A 17,915-nucleotide genomic window follows, 5' to 3' on the forward strand; every position below is an offset into this window, starting at 1 on the left:
ACACGCGGCGCGGGGTGGGGACCCGGCGCCGAAAGGCACCGACCGGCCTGGCTTTCACACCGTTTTTCACACGCGCGCGCAGTACGGGGGAGGATAGACGCATGCAGCCACGGAACATGTCCATGAGCGGAGTCGTCGACCTCGCCGCGGTGAAGGCGGCCCAGGAGGCCAAGGCGAAGGCGGAGCAGGCGCGCGCGCAATCAGCCCGGGAGGGCGGGACGGGGGCCATCTCCCCGGCCGATCTCGTCATCGACGTCGACGAGGCGGGGTTCGAGAGGGACGTCCTGCAGCGTTCCGCCGAAGTGCCCGTCGTCATCGACTTCTGGGCCGAGTGGTGTGAGCCCTGCAAGCAGCTCAGCCCGGTCCTCGAGCGGCTGGCCGTCGAGTACAACGGCCGCTTCCTGCTCGCCAAGGTCGACGTCGACGCCAACCAGATGCTGATGCAGCAGTTCGGCATCCAGGGAATCCCCGCGGTGTTCGCGGTCGTCGCGGGGCAGGCGCTTCCGCTCTTCCAGGGGGCGGCGGGCGAGGCGCAGATCCGCCAGACCCTGGACCAGCTGGTGCAGGTCGGCGAGCAGCGCTTCGGCCTGACCGGCCTCACCGTCGACCCCGAGGCCGAGCCGGGCGGTGCCCCGGCGGCTCCCGAGCGCCCGGCCGGTCCGCACGACGGGCTCCTCGAGGCCGCCGTGCAGGCACTGGACTCGGGCGACCTGTCCGGTGCCGTCCAGGCGTACAAGAACGTACTGAACGAGGACCCGGGCAACGAGGAGGCCAAACTGGGTCTCGCCCAGGCCGAGTTGCTCCAGCGGGTGCAGGGCGTCGACCCGCAGCAGGTGCGCCGGGACGCGGCCGACAAGCCGGCCGACGTGCAGGCGCAGATCGCCGCCGCCGACCTGGATCTGGTGGGCGGCCATGTCGAGGACGCGTTCGGCCGGCTCATCGAGACCGTGCAGCGCACGGTGGGTGACGACCGGGAAACCGTGCGGATGCGGCTGCTGGAGCTGTTCGAGGTCGTCGGACCCGAGGATCCCCGCGTGATCGCGGCGCGCCGGGCCCTGGCGCGCGCCCTGTTCTGACCAGTCGTTAAACACGCGGGCATGTGGTGCCCGCGTGAAAAGTTTGCCGAATGAAGGTCACTGCGGCCGCGCTTTACCAAATCTTGGTAATCGCGGCCGCTGTTACTACGAGTAAGTCACAGGCGTTGATCTGTCGGATTCTGTCCATCGATCAACAGCTTTGTACCGCCGCCCGGCACCACCCTGTGTCGCCGACCGAGACCGATGGGTCGTTGTTCGGTTATCCGGCCGTTACTAGCCAGTAACGAACCCCCTTGTGCGGGCGGCGAGAATGCACCACGATCGGCCACGCTCGGTCCATTCCCGCAACCCGGCAGCCGGTTGGGTCGCGGGACATCCTGGGTCCCCACCGAGCAGAGCCGGCGGCAGTGGCGCCGGCTCTTGGGCAGGGGGGTCTTCGCCCTTCCGGTGAAGCCTGTCCAGCAGGTTGTGCGTGATGCGTGTCAGGCGCGACCAGTGGTTGTCGCTCGGGGGTGATCGCCGGTGATTCGGGCGCAGTTGCGCCGCCGAGTGCAGGCGCTCTCCTTCCCGAGGACGTAGCACTTCTCCCATCCCTGCCCGGCTGAGCCTCGACTCGAGGCTGGTCAGGACAGGAGATGTACGTCCGAGAAGGAGGAAATATGGAGTCCCAGGTGCGTGGCGGGACCAGATGGAAGCGGTTCGCTGTGGTCATGGTGCCCAGCGTCGCCGCCACGGCTGCGATAGGTGTCGCCCTCGCGCAGGGCGCTCTCGCCGCGTCGTTCAGTGTCTCCGGGCAGTCGTTCAAGGTCACGACCGACCAGCTCGTCGGCACGGGCTTCTCGCAGTACGGCGCCCTCGATGAGGGATACACGATGGACGGCAAGAAGGCCGTCCACCCGGTCGCCGTCTCGTCGTTCAAGCAGGCGACGATCAAGAACCTGTGCCAGTCGGTCGTCACCCCGAACATTCCGGTGCTCGGGAACGTCAGCCTGATCCTGCGTGCGGGTCAGGGTGCGAAGCCGGTGGAGGCGCAGAACCTCTACATCGACGTCGCCGACCTCAGTGCCGATGCGACGTTCGAGAACATCGACATCGGTGTGGCCGCCAAGGACGCCACCAAGGGTCCGGCCATGCGGAAGGGCGAGACGGCCAACCCGTACGGCTTCGCCCAGCAGGCGGACAAGGCGACCCTGTCCGACGTGAAGCAGACGGCGTGGGCGACCACTGCCGGAACCTTCAAGCTCAGCGGCCTGAAGATGTCGCTGTCGACGGGTGTCAAGGAGTGCTACTAAGCACTCGCTGACGGGCGGGGGAGCCGGTGGCGCCCCCGCCCGTCCACCTTCCGGCCGCGCCTTCACGCGGGGCCCACATCACCACCACAGCAACGCTGTACCAGGGAGCTGTTTTTCCATGAGCGCCGAGACTCCTGCCGCCACCGGCCAGTTCACCGTCCGGAGGCAGCAGTTCCGCGCCTGGCGGGGTGAGCGGCCGTTCTGGGCCGGGCTTTTCGTCCTCCTCAGTGGACTGCCCATCGCCTACTTCCCGTACGCGAACCTCCAGATCGGCCACTTGACGCTGGCGATGGCGACCACCGCGGGTGCCGGGTCCCTGATCATCGGCGTGCTGCTCGTCGTACTGGGCGTCAGCCTCTGGTTCCAGAAGCACGTCCGCGTCTTCGCGGGAGTCGCGGCGATCCTGCTGGCGCTGGTGTCCATCCCCGTGTCCAACCTCGGCGGCTTCCTCATCGGCTTCTTCCTCGCCCTCGTGGGCGGGGCGATGGCCGTGGCCTGGGCGCCGGGGGCACGTCCCGCGGGGCAGTCCGCCGCCATGGCCAGCACCGGTACGGGCGGGGCCCCCGAGGCCGCGGACCACGAGACCACGGTGCTGCGGCCCGTGGACGCGGCGGACGAGCCGAACGATCTGTCAGGAACGAACCCGGCCAACGGGGCGAACGGGAGGCACAGTGCCGGCTGACGAGGTGACCCACGGGGTTGATGTGGAGGCGTCCCGTGTGAGAACCGGGCCGCGCCACGCGGCACCCAAGAAGCCGCTGTTCACCAGGTTCAACAGGCCGGCCGGCAAGGCGATAGCCATGGCGGCGATGCCGACGGCGGTGCTCATGGGCATGGGCTTCACGTCGACGCTCGCCATCGCCGACAGCGACAACCCCGTGGCGCCGACGTCGAAGAGCCTGACGGCCGACGAGTACAAGGACTGCGTGGCGGCCCTGGAGGACTCCGACAAGGACTCCAAGGGCGACGAGTCCGCCTCGCCCACGCCGTCCCCCTCGGCGAGCGAGGGCGCGACGGACGGGAAGGACGACGACCAGGGCGACACGGCCCCGACGCCGTCCCCCTCGGGTGGTACGGACGCGAACAACGGCGGTTCCTCTTCGTCGGATTCAGGTGCCGACGACGAGCCCGAGCCGACGCCGACCCCGTCCACGAGCGCGCCCGCCACCGGCGGCGACGACGCGGCCGACACCGCGTCCCCCTCGCCGTCCGAGAGCGGCGGCAACGTGCTGGAGGACATCGGCGACGCGATCGGCGGCATCTTCGACGGCGGGAACAAGGACGCGGCGAGCCCCGGTCCGACCCCGTCCGCCTCGGCGTCGGAGAGCACCGAGAAGCCGGCCGAGGACGCCTCCGACGCCGTGAAGGACACGACCGACAAGGTCACCGGCACGGCCGAGGACACCGTCGAGGACACCACCGACAAGGCGTCCGGGACGGCCGAGGACACCGGCAAGACGGTGGAGGACACCTCCAAGGCCGTCGAGAAGGCGGCCGAGGAGGCGGCGGAGAAGGCGCAGGAGGCCACCGCCTCGCCGAGCCCCTCCCCGAGCGCCAGCACGGACCCCGACGACTGCCCGGCCGCCACCGAGGCCGAGGGCGGCGTCGACAACAAGGTGCCGCTGCCCGACGACCCGTGGTTCCTCAACGCCAGCTCGCTGACGCTGAAGGGCGCCGACTACAAGGGCATCGTCGAGGTGCGGACCGCCGACGGCACCGTCAAGAAGGTGCTGAAGTACGTCATATCCGGCGGCACCGACATCGGCGACCTGCACCAGACGGTCAAGGACAAGCAGTCCGGCAAGACCTACCACGTGCAGGCGGCCAAGGGCTCGACGTCCACGATCACCGGTGGCGACACCGTGATGTACACGGAGAGCATCTCCGGCAACCTGCTCGGGCTGATACCGATCACGTTCGACCCGGAGCACCCGCCGCCGCTGAACATCCCGCTGATCTACTTCACCAACGTGAAGGTCCAGCAGGCCGGCCAGTTCGGCGGGACCCTGCACGTGCCCGGGCTGCACAACTTCGTCACCGACTGAGCGCCCCTCAGAGCCCGTTCGGGAGCCGCACACAAGGAGGGCGCCCCCTGGATCCCAGGGGGCGCCCTCCGTGCCGTCTGCGGGCCTTCACGGCCCTTTGCCGATCAGCCCTTGGCCTCGCCCAGGTGGTGGACCCGCACCATGTTGGTGGTGCCGGGCACGCCGGGGGGCGAACCGGCGGTGATGACCACGATGTCGCCGTCGTTGAAGCGGTTCAGCTTCACCAGCTCCTGCTCCACCAGGTCGACCATCTCGTCGGTGCTGTTGACGAACGGCACCACGTACGGCTCCACGCCCCAGCTCAGCGCCATCTGGTTGCGGGTGCCCTCGTCGGTGGTGAAGGCGATGATGGGCTGCTGCGCGCGGTAGCGCGACAGGCGGCGGGCGGTGTCGCCGGACTGCGTGAAGGCCACCAGGCCGCGGCCGCCGAGGAAGTCGGCGATCTCGCAGGCCGCGCGGGCCACCGAACCGCCCTGCGTGCGCGGCTTCTTGCCCGGCACCAGCGGCTGCAGGCCCTTGGACATCAGCTCCTGCTCGGCCGCGGTGACGATCTTCGACATCGTCTTCACGGTCTCGATCGGGTACGCGCCCACGCTCGACTCGGCGGACAGCATGACCGCGTCGGCGCCGTCCAGGATCGCGTTGGCCACGTCGGAGGCCTCGGCGCGGGTCGGACGGGAGTTGGTGATCATCGACTCCATCATCTGGGTCGCCACGATCACCGGCTTGGCGTTGCGCCGGCACAGCTCGATCAGGCGCTTCTGCACCATGGGGACCTTCTCGAGCGGGTACTCGACGGCCAGGTCACCGCGGGCGACCATCACACCGTCGAACGCCATCACGACGTCCTCCATGTTCTGCACCGCCTGCGGCTTCTCCACCTTGGCGATGACCGGGACGCGGCGGCCCTCCTCGTCCATGATGCGGTGCACGTCCTGGACGTCCTTGGCGTCCCGGACGAAGGACAGCGCGACCAGGTCGCAGCCCATCCGGAGGGCGAAGCGGAGGTCGTCGATGTCCTTCTCGGACAGGGCCGGCACGTTGACGGCCGCGCCGGGCAGGTTGATGCCCTTGTGGTCGGAGATGACACCGCCCTCGATGACGATCGTCTTCACCCGGGGGCCCTCGACCTCGGTGACCTTCAGCTCGACGTTGCCGTCGTTGATGAGGACCTGGTCGCCCTTGGTGACATCGCCGGGCAGACCCTTGTAGGTCGTCCCGCAGATCGTCTTGTCGCCGGGGACGTCGTCGGTGGTGATGGTGAACTCGTCACCGCGCACCAGCTCCACGGGACCCTCGGCGAAGGTCTCCAGCCGGATCTTCGGGCCCTGGAGGTCGGCGAGGACACCGATGGCCCGGCCGGTCTCCTTGGCGGCGGCACGGACCCGGTCGTACCGGCCCTGGTGCTCGGCGTGCGAGCCGTGGCTGAAGTTGAAGCGGGCCACGTTCATGCCGGCTTCGATCAACGCGACAAGCTGATCGTGGGAGTCGACCGCGGGGCCGAGAGTACAGACGATTTTCGAACGGCGCATGGGGGCGATCCTATCGGTTTGTTTCGCAACGGAATATTCCGTCTGGCGGAAAATACAAAAGGGCGGGATGCCGCTCAGGTGTGATTCCCCGAACCAATTACCAGCGCGTAGGTCTGTGTCGCGATCTCCAATTCCTCGTCAGTAGGTACCACCGCCACCGCGACCCGGGCACCCTCGGGCGAGATCAGCCGCGCCTCGTCGCCGCGCACGGCGTTGCGTTCGCCGTCCACCGTCAGGCCCAGCTCCTCCAGGCCCGCCAGGGCGGCCGCCCGCACGGGAGCCGCGTTCTCGCCGACACCGGCGGTGAAGGCGACCGCGTCCACCCGCCCGAGTACGGCGTAATAGGCGCCGATGTACTTCTTCAGCCGGTGAATGTAGATGTCGAACGCCAGCTCCGCCTGCTCGTCGCCCTCGTCGACGCGGCGGCGGATCTCCCTCATGTCGTTGTCACCGCACAGACCGATCAGACCGCTCTTCTTGTTGAGAAGAGTGTCGATCTCGTCGGCGGACATTCCGCCAACACGCATCAAATGGAAGATGACGGCCGGGTCCATGTCTCCGGAGCGCGTACCCATCACGAGCCCCTCCAAAGGCGTCAGCCCCATGGAAGTGTCCACGCAGCGACCGCCGCGCACGGCCGAGGCCGACGCCCCGTTGCCCAGGTGCAGCACGATCACGTTCGTCTCGGAGGGGTCCTTGCCGAGCAGCTCTGCGGTGGCGCGGGAGACATAGGCGTGCGAGGTGCCGTGGAAGCCGTAGCGCCGCACCCGGTGCTCGTCGGCGGTCTTCACGTCGATCGCGTAGCGGGCGGCCGACTCCGGCATGGTCGTGTGGAACGCGGTGTCGAACACGGCGACCTGCGGCAGGTCGGGGCGCAGCACCTGGGCCGTGCGGATCCCGGTGAGGTTGGCCGGGTTGTGCAGCGGGGCCACCGGGATGAGCCGCTCGATCTCGGAGAGCACGGCGTCGTCGATCACGGTGGGCTCGGTGAAGGACTTGCCGCCGTGCACCACCCGGTGCCCTATCGCGGCGAGTTCGGGCGAGTCCAGGCCGAGGCCGTCCTTGGCGAGCTCCTCGGCCACGGCCTTCAGGGCGGCGCCGTGGTCGGCGATCGCCCCGCCGCGCTCCCGGCTCTCGCCGCCGGCCGGGGTGTGCTTCAGACGGGAGGTCTGCTCGCCGATGCGCTCGACCAGGCCCACCGCCAGCCGGCTGCTGTCGCGCATGTCGAGCAGCTGGTACTTCACCGACGAGGAGCCGGAGTTGAGGACGAGGACACGGGTGGGGCTCACTGGGCGGTCGCCTTCTCGCTCGGGGACGGGGCGGGGGTCTGGGCCTGGATCGCCGTGATGGCGACGGTGTTGACGATGTCCTGGACGAGGGCGCCCCGGGACAGGTCGTTGACCGGCTTGCGCAGACCCTGCAGCACCGGGCCGACGGCGATCGCGCCGGCCGAGCGCTGCACGGCCTTGTAGGTGTTGTTGCCGGTGTTCAGGTCGGGGAAGATCAGCACGCTCGCCTGCCCGGCGACCTCGGAGCCGGGCAGCTTGGTCGCCGCGACCGACGGCTCCACGGCGGCGTCGTACTGGATCGGGCCCTCGATCTTCAGGTCGGGCCGGCGCGAGCGCACGAGCTCGGTGGCCTCGCGCACCTTGTCGACGTCGGCGCCGGAGCCCGAGGTGCCGGTGGAGTACGACAGCATCGCGATCCGCGGCTCCACACCGAACTGCTCGGCCGTGCTCGCCGACTGGATGGCGATGTCGGCGAGCTGCTGGGCGTTCGGGTCCGGGTTGACCGCGCAGTCGCCGTAGACGAGGACCTTGTCGGCCAGGCACATGAAGAACACCGACGAGACGATGTCGGCGTCCGGCTTGGCCCTCCCGTCTCCCACCACCGCCCTACCTGACGCGCTTCGCGCGGCCCCTCGTGTCTTGATGATCTCGAAGGCCGGGCGGATGGTCGCGGCCGTGGAGTGCACCGAGCCCGACACCATGCCGTCGGCGAGGCCCTCCTGGACCATCAGCGTGCCGAAGTAGTTCACGTCGGAGACGACGTCGTAGGCCAGCTCCACGGTGACGCCCCGGTGGGCGCGCAGGCCCGCGTACTTCTCGGCGAAGGCGTCCCGCAGGTCGGAGGTGGCCGGGTCGATGAGCTGGGACTCGCCGAGGTCGACGCCCAGGTCGGCGGCCTTCTTGCGGATCTGGTCGACCGGGCCGAGCAGGGTCAGCTCGCAGACGCCCCGGCGCAGCAGCACCTCGGCGGCGTGCAGCACGCGCTCCTCGGTGCCCTCGGGCAGGACGACCCGGCGCAGATCGGAGCGGGCCTGCTCCAGCAGCTTGTGCTCGAACATCATCGGCGTGACGCGGTCGCTGCTCGGTGCGGAGACGCGGCGGGCCAGGTCGCCGGTGTCGGCGTACCGCTCGAACAGGCCGAGGGCCCGCTCCGCCTTGCGCGGTGTGGCCGCGTTGAGCTTGCCCTCCAGGGAGAACAGCTGCTCGGCGGTGGGGAAGCTGGTGCCGGCCACCGACAGCACCGGGGTGCCGGGAGCGAGGCGGTCGGCGAGGGTGAGGATGTCGTCGCCGGGCACCTCGTCCAGGGTGAGCAGCACGCCCGCTATCGGCGGGGTACCGGCGCTGTGTGCGGCGAGCGCGCCGACGACCAGGTCCGCGCGGTCTCCCGGGGTGACGACGAGGCAGCCCGGTGTGAGGGCGCCGAGGAAGTTCGGCAGCATCGCCCCGCCGAAGATGAATCCGAGCACGTCACGGGCGAGCCCGGAGTCGTCGCCGAGCACCACCTTGGCGCCGAGGGTGTGGCCGATCTGCGAGACGGTCGGCGCGGACAGCGCGGGCTCGTCGGGCAGGACGTAACAGGGCACCGGCAGCCGGGAGCCGAGCCGGCCGGCGATCTCGTCGCGGTCCTCGCGGGCCACCCTGTTGGTGACCATGGCCAGGACGTCGCAGCCCAGGGTGTCGTAGGCGCGGTAGGCGTTGCGCGTCTCGGCGAGCACCGACTCGACGGTCTGCTTGCGGCCGCCGACGACCGGGATCACGGACGCGCCGAACTCGTTCGCCAGCCGGGCGTTGAGCGACAGCTCGTCGGGGAGCTGGGTGCCGGCGTAGTCGGTGCCGAGGACCAGGACGACGTCGTAGTCCCGGGCGACCAGGTGGAAGCGGTCGACGAGCGTGGACACCAGCTCGTCGGTGCCGGCCTCGGCCTGGAGGGCGGACGCCTCGTGGTAGTCCATGCCGTAGACCGTCGCCGGGTCCTGGGTGAGCCGGTAGCGGGCGCGCAGCAGCTCGAAGAGGCGGTCGGGTCCGTCGTGGACCAGGGGCCGGAACACACCGACCCGGTCGACCTGCCGGGTGAGGAGCTCCATGACCCCCAGTTCGACGACTTGGCGTCCGTCGCCGCGGTCGATGCCGGTCACGTACACGCTGCGGGTCACGCGCGCTCTCCGTTTCGTCTCGGTGTCGTCTTGCGTCGTCTTGCCGTGAGGGGGCAAATCAAGCCAGGGCACAAAAATCGCCCACCGAGGTGAGCAGAACCCTCTTGACAATACCTCTGCCGCTAGATAAGGCGCCCATCAGAGTGGGGTGCCGCACCGGGCTGTGGAGCGTGAAACAATCGGCAGTGGCTCACCGGTGTCAACAGCGAGCAGGAGACACAGCACGATGCGTATCGGAGTTCTCACCGCAGGCGGCGACTGCCCCGGCCTGAACGCCGTGATCCGGTCGGTCGTGCACCGGGCGGTCGACAACTACGGCGACGAGGTCATCGGCTTCGAGGACGGCTACTCGGGCCTGCTCGACGGCCGCTACCGCGCCCTCGACCTGAACGCGGTCAGCGGCATCCTGGCCCGCGGCGGCACCATTCTCGGATCGTCCCGGCTGGAGCGCGACCGGCTCCGCGAGGCCTGCGAGAACGCCTCCGACATGATCCACGAGTTCGGCATCGACGCGCTCATCCCGATCGGCGGCGAGGGCACGCTGACGGCCGCGCGCATGCTGAGCGACGCGGGCCTGCCCGTCGTGGGCGTCCCGAAGACGATCGACAACGACATCTCGTCGACGGACCGCACCTTCGGCTTCGACACCGCCGTGGGCGTCGCCACGGAGGCGATGGACCGCCTGAAGACCACCGCCGAGTCCCACCAGCGGGTGATGGTGGTGGAGGTCATGGGACGGCACGCGGGCTGGATCGCCCTGGAGTCCGGCATGGCGGCCGGTGCGCACGGCATCTGCCTGCCGGAGCGGCCGTTCGACCCGGCCGACCTCGTGAAGATGGTCGAGGAGCGCTTCGCCCGCGGGAAGAAGTTCGCGGTGGTCTGCGTCGCCGAGGGCGCCCACCCCGCCGACGGCAGCATGGACTACGGCAAGGGCGCCATAGACAAATTCGGCCACGAGCGCTTCCAGGGCATCGGCACCGCCCTCGCCCTCGAGCTGGAGCGACGGCTCGGCAAGGAGGCCAAGCCGGTCATTCTCGGCCACGTCCAGCGCGGCGGCTCACCGACCGCGTACGACCGGGTGCTCGCCACGCGGTTCGGCTGGCACGCGGTGGAGGCGGCGCACCAGGGGCAGTTCGGCCGGATGACCGCGCTGCGCGGGACGGACATCGTGATGGTGCCGCTCGCCGAGGCCGTGACCGAGCTGAAGACGGTGCCGAAGGACCGGATGGACGAGGCGGAGTCGGTCTTCTAGCAGTCGGTCCTCCAGCCGCCGGTCTTCCCGGAGGCCGGTCTTCTAGCCGGCCTCCAGGTCGGTGTCGTCCTGGAGCTTCGTCCAGAAGTGCTCCACGATCCGGTCGAGGAAGTCCTGGCCGGCGCCGCCCGCGTCACCGCTGCCGCCACCCCAGCTCAGGGTGGCGGCCATGTGGCCCTGGTAGTCCTCGTGCAGGCCCCGCAGGGCGTCCTCCAGGAACCGCCGGTCCAGGGGCACGAGTTTGGCCACCGGGCGGACATAGGCCTGCCACCGGGTGGTGGCGGCGCTGCGCAGCAGGTCGCCGAGTCTGGCGTCGCGGCCCGTGACGGTGACGAAGTCGGGCAGGCCGAGCCCGAGCAGATCGGCGAGGGCGGCGGACTGGCGGTCCGTGCCGCGCCAGGTGTCGGTCTCCTCCATGCGCAGGTACGCGTGCACGTCGTGCCCCACGGCCCGGGCGACGTCCTCCGGGGCGAGGCAGCGGGCGATGCGGTGTTCGCGCAGGGTGCGCGGTCTGCCGATGAGTTCGGCGGGCGAGCACCACAGCACGCCCGCGAGCGCGGTGAGTTCGGAGTTGGTCGGGGCGGCGGCCCCGCGTTCCCAGGCCATCACGTGGTCCGGGGTGATGTGGGGATGCCCGTACGAGACGCGCATGCCGTAGGCGACGTGCTCGGGTGCCATCCCGAGGGCCTCGCGCAGCCGGCGGGCGGCGGGGGCGTTGAAGGGCGGGGCCGTGGGGGCGGACGGCGCGGGGGGAGAGGAGGGAGGGAGCTGGCCAGGTCGGGCTGAAGGTCGGCGCACGGCCCACAAGCTAGGGCGGCCTGGGTGGGTTGACTACGGTCTGTTCGGCCAGGATCACGGATTGTAGGAAGCTACGGCTACCGGCGGGTTCGACCGGGGCTGAAGATCGCCTGTCGACCGGGGTGCGGGCGGGGTGAGGATGGCGCCGGGTCCGGTGATCGCGGGCCCGGAAAGGCAGTGACTTACGTGAACGGCAAGCTCAACGGGCATATTCGCGAGCGTCTTCTCGCGCCGAACTTCTGGCATCTCGCGACGGTGGGGGCGGACGGGGCACCTCAGGTGTCGCCCATGTGGGCGGACATCGAAGGGGAGTACGTCATGGTCAACACCTCGGTGGGGCGGGTGAAGGAGGAGAATCTGCGGCGCAATCCGTACGTTTCGCTGTCGCACCACGACCCCGCGAACCCGTACGACCGCGCCGAGATCCGCGGGAAGGTCGTGCGGTTCGTGGAGGGGGAGGCCGCCGAGCGGGCGATGGACCGGCTGGCGCGCAAGTACCTCGGCGAGGACCGCTACCCGTGGCTGCTGCCGGGTGAGCGCCGGGTGATGCTGCTGATCGAGCCGACGCGGGTGCGGAGGCTGGACGGAGTCGAGCCGTTCCGGGCGGGTGTGCTGCCGGAGGAGGCGGCAGGCTGAACCACGGGCGCGGCCCGGGTGGGCGGCGCGCCCCGAATCCCCTTCGGTGATCTTCACCCCGGACCTCGGGGTGGCGGTCGACGGTCCGTCTCCGAAGGGCAGTTCGTCATCAGAGCGCTCGGCGAGCAGGGTCTCGCCGGGCGCTCCGGCATGTGCGGCCCGGGTCCCCCTGTCCCGCGCGAGCCGGCCGAGGTGTGATCGTCCGACCCATTGACCCGATGCGTTCACCCACTTAGCCTCCATCTTCATACGTGGACGCCATCTTCATACAGGGATGAGACACCGGTTCAAAGGGGAACTGCCTTGCCTCTGCTCGTCGTAGGGATCAGCGTTCTGATCCTTCTCCTCCTCATGACCAGGCTGAGACTGAACGGCTTCGCGGCCCTGCTGCTCGTGGCGGTAGGGGTCGCGCTGGTTCAGGGCATCCCCGTGGCGACCATCCCGGACGTCCTCTCCGAGGGCATCGGGGACCAGATCGGCGACACCATGCTGACCATCGGGCTCGGCGCGATGGTGGGCCGCGTGATGGGGGACTCGGGCGCCGCCCAGCGCATAGCCGGCAAGCTCCTCGACGCCTTCGGCCCGCGCTGGGTCCAGGTCGCCATGGTGGTCACATCCATGCTGATCGGCGTGACCATGTTCTACGAGGTCGCGTTCATCATCATCGTCCCCATCGCGTTCACCCTGGTCAGGGTCACCGGGGCGAAGCTGCTGTGGGTGGGCCTGCCGATGTCCATCGCGCTGTCCACCATGCACAGCTTCCTCCCTCCGCACCCCGGCCCGACCGCCGTCGCCGCGACCTTCCACGCCTCCGTCGGACTGACCCTGTTCTACGGCCTGTTCATCGCCGTGCCCGTCGGCGCGCTCATCGCCCTGACCTGGCCGAGGCTTCCGTTCGTCGCGCGGCTGACGCCGTCCATCCCCAAGGGCCTGGTCAGCGAACGGGAGTTCACCGACGAGGAGATGCCGGGCCTCGGCTGGTCGCTGTTCGTGGCGCTCTTCCCCGTGGTGCTGATCGTGGCCGCCGCGGTGACCGAGATGGCCACATCGGGTGAGAGCCCCCTGCTGAACGTCGTCGCGTTCCTCGGGTCGGCGCCGATCGCGCTGCTGCTGACGTTGTGCCTGGCCGTGTGGGCGTTCGGGCCGCGGATCGGGCGCAGCCTGAGTGACGTCGGGGCGTCCTGTACGTCGGCGGCGCAGGCGATGGCCATGATCCTGCTGGTGATCGGCGCGGGCGGGGCGTTCAAGAACGTCCTCGTCGAAGGCGGGATCTCCGACTACATCAAGGACGTCACGGACGGCTGGTCCATCTCGCCGATCGTCCTGGCCTGGCTCGTCGCGGTCATCCTGCGCATCGCGCTCGGCTCGGCCACGGTCGCCGTCGTCACGGCCTCCGGGGTGGTGCTGCCGCTGCTCGCCGGCAGCGGGGTCCACCCGGAGATGATGGTGCTGGCCGTCGCCTGCGGCTCCATCGCGTTCTCACATGTGAACGACCCCGGGTTCTGGCTCTTCAAGGAGTACTTCAACCTGTCGGTCGTCGAGGCGATCAAGGTGCGCACCTCCTACACGACGGTGCTGGCGGTGCTCGGACTGGCCGGGGTGCTGGTGGTCGAGTGGGTCCTCGACGTCCTCGGTCTGTGACATCACCCGTGCAGCACTCAGAAGAGAAGGGTCAATCGATGAGCATCGGCCAGCAGCCGGTCGTCACGGCGTTCGCCGTCTATCCCGTCGCCGGGCGGGACAGCATGGAGCTGAATCTCTCCGGCGCGCACGGGCCGTACTTCACCCGCAACGTCGTCGTGCTCACCGACTCAGAGGGGCGGACGGGGCTGGGGGAGGTGCCCGGCGGGGAGAAGATCACGCGGACGCTGCGGGACGCGGAGTCCCTCGTCGTCGGGGCGAAGGTGGGCGACTACAAGCGGGTGCTGCGCGAGATCGGTGAGCGGTTCGCCGACCGGGACGCGGGCGGGCGGGGTGCGCAGACGTTCGACCTGCGGACCACGGTCCATACGGTCACCGCGGTCGAATCGGCGCTGCTGGACCTGCTGGGGCAGCACCTCGACGTGCCGGTGGCGGCGCTGCTGGGGGACGGGCAGCAGCGGGACTCCGTGCGGGTGCTGGGCTATCTGTTCTACGTGGGCGACCCCGACCGGACGGATCTGGAGTACGTGCGCGAGCCCGGCTCCTCGGTGGAGTGGTACCGGGTGCGGCACGAGGAGGCGTTGTCGGCGGAGGCGATCGTGCGGCAGGCCGAGGCGGCGTACGACCTCTACGGGTTCCGGGACTTCAAGCTCAAGGGGGGTGTGCTGGAGGGGCGTGAGGAGGTCGCGGCCGTGCGGGCGCTCAAGCGGCGGTTCCCGGAGGCCCGGGTCACGCTCGATCCGAACGGGGCGTGGTCGCTGCGGGAAGCGGTCGAGCTGTGCCGGCCGCTGGTGGGGACGCTCGCGTATGCCGAGGATCCGTGCGGTGCGGAGGGCGGTTACTCGGGGCGGGAGGTGCTCGCGGAGTTCCGGCGGGCCACGGGGTTGCCGACCGCGACGAACATGATCGCCACGGACTGGCGTCAGATGGCCCATGCGCTGGCCCTGCAGTCGGTGTCCATCCCGCTGGCCGATCCGCACTTCTGGACCATGCAGGGGTCGGTGCGGGTGGCGCAGTTGTGCCACGCCATGGGGCTGACGTGGGGGTGCCACTCCAACAACCACTTCGACATCTCGCTGGCGATGGTGACGCACTGCGGGGCGGCGGCGCCGGGGGAGTACAACGCGCTGGACACGCACTGGATCTGGCAGGAGGGGCTGGAGCGGCTGACGGCCGAGCCGCCCCGGATCGTGGGCGGGGAGATCGCCGTGCCGGATGCGCCGGGGCTGGGCGTCGAGCTCGACATGGACCGGCTGCTGGCGGCACATGAGCTGTACCGGGAGAAGGCGCTGGGGGCGCGGGACGATGCGGCGGCGATGCGGTATCTCGTGCCCGGGTGGTCGTTCGACGCCAAGCGGCCGTGCCTGGTGCGGTAGGCGGTTCGGACCCGGCCGGAACGGGTCGCGCAGCGGCCGATGCGGCCCCTGCGCGACCGCCCGGCCGGACCCGGTCGAGCGCGGGAGGTCTCAGGCCTGTGGCCGTGCGGACGCCACCTCCAGGACCGCCTTTCCGGAGATCCGGCGTCCGCGAAGGGCCTCGGCGGCCTCGTCGAAACGGTCCCAGGACCCCTGCCAGCCGATCTCGACGGCGAGGGACCCCTCGGCGGCCAGTTCGGTGAGCACGGCCAGGTCCGTGCCGGCCTCGCCTTCGATGACGAAGGAGGTCAGCGACTTGGCCGGGCCGACGGTCGCGTAGGGCGGGAAGACCGCCGGCTCCCCGGACGTCCAGCCGACGCTCTGCACGCTGCCCCCGGGAGCGAGCAACTGCCATGCCGCGACCAGTTGGGAGCCGCCGACGCTGTCGATGACCACATCGACCGGTCGCCGGAGACCTTCCAGGCCGATCAGCACCTCGTCGGCGCCGGCGGCGGCCAGCCCTTCCGCGCGGGCGGCCGAGCCCACGGACGCGATGACATGGGCACCGGCCCGGGCGGCCAGCTGGACGGCGAATCGGCCGACCCCGCAGGAGGCCCCGGTGACCAGCACCGTCTTGTCCGGTCCGAGCCCGGCGGCCCGCAGCGAGCGCAGTGCCGCCACTCCGGCGACCGGCAGAGCCACCGCCTTCGCCGGGTCCAGGCTCTTGGGCACCTCGGCCAGCGCACCCACGTCGATCGCGACCCGCTCGGCGAACGCCCCCGTGGTCAGAGCCACCATCCGGGTGCCCGCCGCCGGGCCGGTACCGTCGGCCGCGGCCCGGACCACCACTCCGGCGGCGTCCGATCCGAGCACCGCACCGGCCGGGACCCGCCCGGAGCGGGCGTCGTTGAGGTCGCCGTAGTTCAACGAGGCGTGCGACACCTCGACCAGGACCTGGCCCGGCCCGGCCACGGGGTCGGTGACCTCGCCGAGACGGACGGCGGCGGGCGCGGCCGGATCGACGACCAGAGCGCGAACGGACATGTCTCCTCCTCGGATCACGACATGTAACAGCGGCCGGGGTCGGTGACTTCCCGACGCTGTTCAGCCCTTCACCGCCCCGCCCAGGGCGAAGCCCCCTCCCAGGCGCCTGGAGATCAGTACGTAGAGCAGGATCACCGGCGTCGAGTAGACGATGGAGAACGCCGCCAGCTGGCCGTACGCCACCATGCCCCGGTTCCCGAAGAAGTCGTTGATGCTGACCGACGCCGGCATCTGGTCCGGAGTGAGCAGCAGCATGAAGGGGACGAAGAAGTTGCCCCACATCATGACGAAGGAGAAGACCGTCACCACGGCCACGCCCGGGCCCATCAGGGGCAGCACGATGCGGATCAGGGACTGCAACGCCGACGCCCCGTCGGTCCAGGCGGCCTCCTCCAGTTCCTTCGGTACGCCGTCCATGAAGTTCTTCATCAGCCAGATGGCGAACGGCAGTTGGGACGCGGCGAAGAAGAAGATCGTGCCCTGCATGGTGTCGATCAGGTCCACCTGGACGAAGAGCGCGTAGACCGGAACCATGATCGCGGTGATGGGCAGGCTCGTGGCGAAGAGGATCGTCAGCAGGAACGGGCGGTTGAAGCGGGAGCGGAAGCGGGAGAGCGGATAGGCGGCCAGGGCCGCGCAGACCACGGTCAGCAGGGTCGCGCTGCCGCACAGGATCAGGCTGTTGAGGAGGGGGGTGAAGGTGATCTCGGGGGTGAGGATCGCGTCGAAGTTGTCGAGGGTCAGGCCGTCGGGGGCTTTCACCCTCAGACCCGCGTGGGGGTCCAGGGCAGACAGGACCACCCAGGCCAGGGGGAGGACGAACGCGGCGGCGACCACCAGGAGGCCCGCGTCGGCTGCCAGGCGGCGCGTCGCGCGGCGGGAGGCGAGAGTGAGGGCCATGCGCGTCAGACCTCCGTCCGCAGCAGGCGCAGGTAGAGGAGGGAGAAGAGCGAGCCGACCAGCAGGAGGAGCAGGGCGACCGCCGTGCCGTAGCCGATCAGGCTGTTCTGGAAGGCCTGTTCGTACATGAACAGGGGCAGGGTCTGGCTCCTGCCGCCCGGGCCGCCTCTCGTCATCACCCAGATCAGGCCGAAGACCGAGAGGGTCTGCAGGGTGTTGAGCATCAGGTTCGTGCCGATGGAGCGGCGGATCATGGGCAGCGTGATGTGCCACAGGCGGCGCCGGCCGCCGGCCCCGTCGACCTCCGCCGCCTCGGTGATCTCCTGGGGGATCTCGTTCAGCGCGGCCGAGTAGACCAGCATGGAGAAGGCCGTACCGCGCCAGACGTTGGCGAAGGACACCGCCAGGATCGGGAGGGTGAACAGCCAGTTCTGGGAGGGCAGGTGCAGCCAGTCCAGGACGGCGTTCAGGGTGCCCTCGCGGCGGAAGAAGGCGTAGAGGAGGAAGCCGGCGACGACCTCCGGCAGGACCCACGCCGTGACCACGATGCCGCCGGTGAGCGTGCGGACCGGTTTCGACGCGCGCTGCATCAGCGCGGCGAGGGCCAGGCCGAGCGTGTTCTGCCCGATGAGGGACGACACGACCGTGAACACCAGCGTGAGCCACACGGCGTTGAGGAACGCCTCGTCCCCGAAGGCCCGGGTGAAGTTGTCGAAGCCCACGAACGACTCCTGGGCCTGGCCGGTCAACTGGAGGTCCGTGAAGGCGATGTAGCCGCAGTAGGCGATCGGACCGGCGAGGAAGAGCAGCAGGAGGACGACCGCGGGGGTCAGGGGCAGGACCCGCACCGGCAGGCGGGGGCCGCGTGCCGGGTGCGTGTCCTCGGGGGTCTTGGTCAGTCGGGGGTGGGGTGCGGTGGCGGTCATGCCGGGAAGCCCCCG

15 protein-coding genes are annotated in these 17,915 nt (G+C 70.1%); 8 read left to right on the plus strand and 7 right to left on the minus strand.

Translation table 11 applies throughout. The annotated features are described in order from the left end of the window. The first annotated feature begins 101 nt into the window (after positions 1-101). The 4 genes from AB0G20_RS16825 (at position 102) to AB0G20_RS16840 (ending at position 4,374) form a co-directional block, all read left to right on the plus strand. Positions 102-1,076: a tetratricopeptide repeat protein gene (locus AB0G20_RS16825; RefSeq protein ID WP_361302302.1), complete on the plus strand. Its 975-nt coding sequence runs from the start codon at positions 102-104 to the stop codon at positions 1,074-1,076. 620 nt (positions 1,077-1,696) lie between these two features. Beyond that, positions 1,697-2,329: a DUF6230 family protein gene (locus AB0G20_RS16830; protein ID WP_361302305.1), complete on the plus strand. Its 633-nt coding sequence runs from the start codon at positions 1,697-1,699 to the stop codon at positions 2,327-2,329. A gap of 118 nt (positions 2,330-2,447) precedes the next feature. Continuing rightward, on the plus strand, positions 2,448-3,011 hold the full coding sequence (locus tag AB0G20_RS16835; RefSeq protein ID WP_361302308.1) for a DUF6114 domain-containing protein: 564 nt from the start codon (positions 2,448-2,450) through the stop codon (positions 3,009-3,011). After that, a complete protein-coding gene (locus AB0G20_RS16840) occupies positions 3,001-4,374 on the plus strand; it encodes a hypothetical protein (protein WP_361302311.1) in 1,374 nt (457 codons plus the stop codon). Before AB0G20_RS16835 ends, AB0G20_RS16840 begins: the two co-directional genes overlap by 11 nt. A 104-nt stretch (positions 4,375-4,478) precedes the next feature. On the opposite strand, the gene pyk is transcribed toward AB0G20_RS16840, so the two are convergent. The 3 genes from pyk to pta form a co-directional block, all read right to left on the minus strand. Further along, positions 4,479-5,906 carry a pyruvate kinase gene (gene pyk / locus AB0G20_RS16845; RefSeq protein WP_361302314.1) on the minus strand — a complete coding sequence of 476 codons (1,428 nt, stop codon included), beginning with the start codon at positions 5,904-5,906 and terminating at the stop codon, positions 4,479-4,481. Positions 5,907-5,980: 74 nt separating this feature from the next. Beyond that, positions 5,981-7,195, minus strand: coding sequence for an acetate kinase (locus tag AB0G20_RS16850; protein ID WP_361302317.1), 1,215 nt, complete (start codon positions 7,193-7,195; stop codon positions 5,981-5,983). Beyond that, on the minus strand, positions 7,192-9,348 hold the full coding sequence (gene pta, locus AB0G20_RS16855; protein ID WP_361302320.1) for a phosphate acetyltransferase: 2,157 nt from the start codon (positions 9,346-9,348) through the stop codon (positions 7,192-7,194). Before pta ends, AB0G20_RS16850 begins: the two co-directional genes overlap by 4 nt. A 226-nt stretch (positions 9,349-9,574) precedes the next feature. Here pta and AB0G20_RS16860 point away from each other — a divergent pair, with 226 nt between their 5' ends. Next, the gene (locus AB0G20_RS16860) at positions 9,575-10,600 is read left to right on the plus strand and encodes an ATP-dependent 6-phosphofructokinase (RefSeq protein ID WP_248504893.1); all 1,026 of its coding nucleotides are present in this window, start codon (positions 9,575-9,577) and stop codon (positions 10,598-10,600) included. Positions 10,601-10,642: 42 nt separating this feature from the next. On the opposite strand, the gene AB0G20_RS16865 is transcribed toward AB0G20_RS16860, so the two are convergent. Then, the gene (locus AB0G20_RS16865; RefSeq protein WP_361302324.1) at positions 10,643-11,398 is read right to left on the minus strand and encodes a helix-turn-helix transcriptional regulator; all 756 of its coding nucleotides are present in this window, start codon (positions 11,396-11,398) and stop codon (positions 10,643-10,645) included. A 177-nt stretch (positions 11,399-11,575) separates the two neighbouring features. Between AB0G20_RS16865 and AB0G20_RS16870 the strand changes: the two genes are divergently transcribed. The 3 genes from AB0G20_RS16870 to AB0G20_RS16880 all read left to right on the plus strand — a co-directional run bounded on the left by AB0G20_RS16870 (position 11,576) and on the right by AB0G20_RS16880 (position 15,051). Next, positions 11,576-12,034, plus strand: coding sequence for a PPOX class F420-dependent oxidoreductase (locus AB0G20_RS16870; RefSeq protein WP_361302327.1), 459 nt, complete (start codon positions 11,576-11,578; stop codon positions 12,032-12,034). Between the two features lie 303 nt (positions 12,035-12,337). Next, on the plus strand, positions 12,338-13,675 hold the full coding sequence (locus tag AB0G20_RS16875) for a gluconate:H+ symporter (RefSeq protein ID WP_361302330.1): 1,338 nt from the start codon (positions 12,338-12,340) through the stop codon (positions 13,673-13,675). A gap of 38 nt (positions 13,676-13,713) precedes the next feature. Continuing rightward, positions 13,714-15,051 carry an enolase C-terminal domain-like protein gene (locus AB0G20_RS16880; protein WP_361302333.1) on the plus strand — a complete coding sequence of 446 codons (1,338 nt, stop codon included), beginning with the start codon at positions 13,714-13,716 and terminating at the stop codon, positions 15,049-15,051. A gap of 90 nt (positions 15,052-15,141) precedes the next feature. Here the strand turns inward: AB0G20_RS16880 and AB0G20_RS16885 are convergent, their stop codons facing one another. From AB0G20_RS16885 to AB0G20_RS16895, 3 genes are read right to left on the minus strand one after another with little or no spacing between them, the layout of a single operon-like run. After that, positions 15,142-16,074, minus strand: coding sequence for a zinc-binding dehydrogenase (locus tag AB0G20_RS16885; protein ID WP_361302336.1), 933 nt, complete (start codon positions 16,072-16,074; stop codon positions 15,142-15,144). Between the two features lie 60 nt (positions 16,075-16,134). Further along, on the minus strand, positions 16,135-16,974 hold the full coding sequence (locus AB0G20_RS16890; protein ID WP_361302339.1) for a carbohydrate ABC transporter permease: 840 nt from the start codon (positions 16,972-16,974) through the stop codon (positions 16,135-16,137). 5 nt (positions 16,975-16,979) lie between these two features. After that, positions 16,980-17,900, minus strand: a complete 921-nt coding sequence (locus AB0G20_RS16895) for a sugar ABC transporter permease (protein ID WP_361302342.1) — start codon at positions 17,898-17,900, stop codon at positions 16,980-16,982. Between the last annotated feature and the right edge of the window lie 15 nt (positions 17,901-17,915).

The sequence above is a fragment of the Streptomyces sp. NPDC024017 genome, from assembly GCF_040638895.1.
Lineage (GTDB): Bacteria > Actinomycetota > Actinomycetes > Streptomycetales > Streptomycetaceae > Streptomyces.